4 protein-coding genes are annotated in these 2,503 nt (G+C 63.0%); all 4 read right to left on the bottom strand.

Translation table 11 applies throughout. The features are described 5' to 3' along the window. Positions 1–268 precede the first annotated feature (268 nt). On the bottom strand, positions 269–610 hold the full coding sequence (locus ML342_RS11490; RefSeq protein WP_072756696.1) for a type II toxin-antitoxin system RelE/ParE family toxin: 342 nt from the start codon (positions 608–610) through the stop codon (positions 269–271). After that, positions 610–885, bottom strand: a complete 276-nt coding sequence (locus ML342_RS11485; protein ID WP_072756695.1) for a type II toxin-antitoxin system Phd/YefM family antitoxin — start codon at positions 883–885, stop codon at positions 610–612. The genes ML342_RS11490 and ML342_RS11485 overlap by 1 nt, the downstream gene beginning before the upstream one ends. A gap of 94 nt (positions 886–979) precedes the next feature. After that, positions 980–1,849, bottom strand: coding sequence for a DEAD/DEAH box helicase (locus ML342_RS11480; protein WP_338065006.1), 870 nt, complete (start codon positions 1,847–1,849; stop codon positions 980–982). Between the two features lie 68 nt (positions 1,850–1,917). Next, positions 1,918–2,184, bottom strand: coding sequence for a hypothetical protein (locus ML342_RS11475; protein ID WP_240127160.1), 267 nt, complete (start codon positions 2,182–2,184; stop codon positions 1,918–1,920). Between the last annotated feature and the right edge of the window lie 319 nt (positions 2,185–2,503).

Here is a 2,503-nt window from a genome sequence, read left to right as displayed (position 1 = left end):
CAAGGTGATCACCGGCGTGCGCTTCCGCGATGGCGTCGAAGTGCGCGATGATGCAACCGCCCAGACCCACTCGGCCGCCGCCTGATCCGTCAGGGCGTGCACCACTTTTGGGTATTTCTCGAACCCCGCATGGTGCGGGGATTTCAGGCAAGAAAAAGGGCCCGGAGACTATCCGAGCCCTTGTGTTTGGTGGTGTTCGGTTGACCGCGCGAACCCGGTCTTACTGTGATGCATCGGAATGGATCGGGACCGTGCGGGATGCTGCGGACTAAGCGCCCAGGAGCCGGCGCGCCAGCACTGACTGCATGTCACGCCGGCCATCGACGATCAGGTAGATCACGACCCGGTTGCCCAGGACGCGATAGATCACCCGGTAGGGCTTGAATGCCGTCTGGCGGTAGTCCTTGATGCCCAGGGCGACGAGTTCCTTGGGATAGCTGCCGCGCTCAGGAAACTGGGCGAGCCCCTCCACGACCTCCATCAAGCGGTCGAGAACATGGTTGGCGTTGGCCACACTGTCGAACTCGGCGATGTAGTCGTAGAGCGCCTCCAGGTCCTGTTCTGCACCTTCGGTCAGCAGGACCTCGTAACGCGTCGGCCTGCCGACCATCAGGCCGTGGCCCTCTTCGCGCGTAGGCGCGCCACCACGTCGGCGACCGGCTTGACGCGACCTGCCTCCACGTCCTGCTGTCCAAGCGCCAGGATCTTGAGCAGGGCCAAGGTCTCCTGCGTTTCCTCGAAGGACGCAACGTCCTGCAGCACGGCCTTGGCTTCCCCGTTCTGCGTGATGACCAAGGGCTCCCGGTTTTCGGCCAGGTGGGTCAGCACCTCGGCGGCATTGGCCTTGAGGTAACTGATGGGCTTGACTTGGGATGAGTAGCGCATGGCGGTGCTCCGGACTTGGATGGGACTGAATATAGTCCTTTTGTAGTCCGATGGCAAGATGTGGAGATGGCCTCAGGCCCGGGAGAATTCGTCTTCATTCCGCAGGCACATCAGAACCCACCCTGTACCCCATCGCCCGGTAGCCACGCTGGCGCTTGTCCCACATCCGCAGCAGCGCCGGATGACCGGTGTCCACGAAGTCGATGATTCGCACGTCGGTCTTGCTGGCGTGTTCCCGGTGCAGACGCCCAGCGTACTGCTGCAGCGTGCCCTTCCAGGACACCGGCATGGCGAGCACCAGCGTATCCAGCGGCGGGTGGTCGAAGCCCTCGCCGACCAGCTTGCCCGTCGACAGGAGCACACGCGGCGCGTCGGGCGGCAGAGCATCGAGGTCTGCCACCAACGCTGCACGCTGCTTTCTCGACATCCGGCCATGCAGAACGAAGGGCGACGGCTCCAGGCCGCCGAGGGCCGCATCGATGGCGTCGAGGTGTTCCGTGCGCTCGGTCAGGACCAGCACCTTGCGACCCTGCGCGAAGGCATCGCGCACCTCGGCGGCGATGGCCTCGGTCCTGGCCTGATCGTTGGCGAGATGTCGGAACACGTCCTGGATGCCGGCATCTGGCGGCAGATCGATCCGGGCATGGCGGGAGCGCGGCACCACCTCCAGGTCGTGCGGTGCACCGGCCGGCGTAGCCGCCGTGTGGCGGATCGGCCCACACTGCATGAAGATGATCGGCTGCTGCCCGTCGCGTCGGATCGGAGTCGCCGTCAGGCCCAGCACGTACTTCGCCTTGGTCCGCTTGAGGATCGCGTCGAAGGAGACGGCGCCGACGTGGTGGCACTCGTCGACGATCACGTGGCCGTAGTCCTCGACCAGCGGGTTCACCTCGCCCTGGCGGGACAAGGACTGCATCACAGCGATGTCGATCCTCCCGGTGGGTTTGGCCTTGCCGCCGCCGATGCACGGCGGTGTGGCACACGCTACCGCACTAAGCCGAGCCGCGAAGCGGTCTCGGCTTGAACGAATTGTTAGGCTGGCCCTTCATTGAGCAACTTTGCCGTCCTCTGTGCCAGATCGCGCTTCTTGAAGAGGTGGACGAGTTTGCATGCACCAAACTCTTTCAGCAGCTCGGTTTGTCGAACCGGGAAGTTGCCATACCGGAATTTCCTGGTTGTTCCGGCGGAGCGCGATAGCTCGAAGACGCCATAAGTGCGCGGGATGGTAAGTGAGCCGTCCAAGCGAACCGCGTTGGGCGAGATGGCCTGTGAAATGAGACTAGCGAGTGTGTCGGTCATGTTTGAACACTGCCGCGATGGTTCCAGCGATGATTCCGAAGTACAGGATGAAGGGTGTCACGAATATTGCTGCGGCAATGAGGATTGCCAATATCGCTGCCACCTTTGCGAGACGGTTCATGGCCAGCCTAACACCTGAGTTAAGCCGCGCCGCGAAGTGGCGTCGGCTTGAATGAATTGTTAGCGCCCATTGCCGATTAGGGAAGGTCTGAACAACTCCGCCACTTTCGGCGAGAATGGATCATCGGTTCAAGGGTGAGTTCGATGCAGCTGTCGTTCGGAGATGCCGAGGGGATGGGCCGCAAGCGCACGCGGCGCG

This window comes from Thermomonas alba, assembly GCF_022419205.1.
Classification (GTDB): Bacteria; Pseudomonadota; Gammaproteobacteria; order Xanthomonadales; family Xanthomonadaceae; genus Thermomonas; species Thermomonas alba.
This window is presented reverse-complemented; position numbering and strand designations above follow the sequence as displayed.

What these genes read in the sequence shown, in the direction of transcription:
- ML342_RS11485 (WP_072756695.1), bottom strand. Translation starts at nt 885, where the DNA reads ATGCGCTACTCATCCCAAGTCAAGCCCATCAGTTACCTCAAGGCCAAT.
- ML342_RS11490 (WP_072756696.1), bottom strand. Translation starts at nt 610, where the DNA reads ATGGTCGGCAGGCCGACGCGTTACGAGGTCCTGCTGACCGAAGGTGCA.
- ML342_RS11475 (WP_240127160.1), bottom strand. Translation starts at nt 2,184, where the DNA reads ATGACCGACACACTCGCTAGTCTCATTTCACAGGCCATCTCGCCCAAC.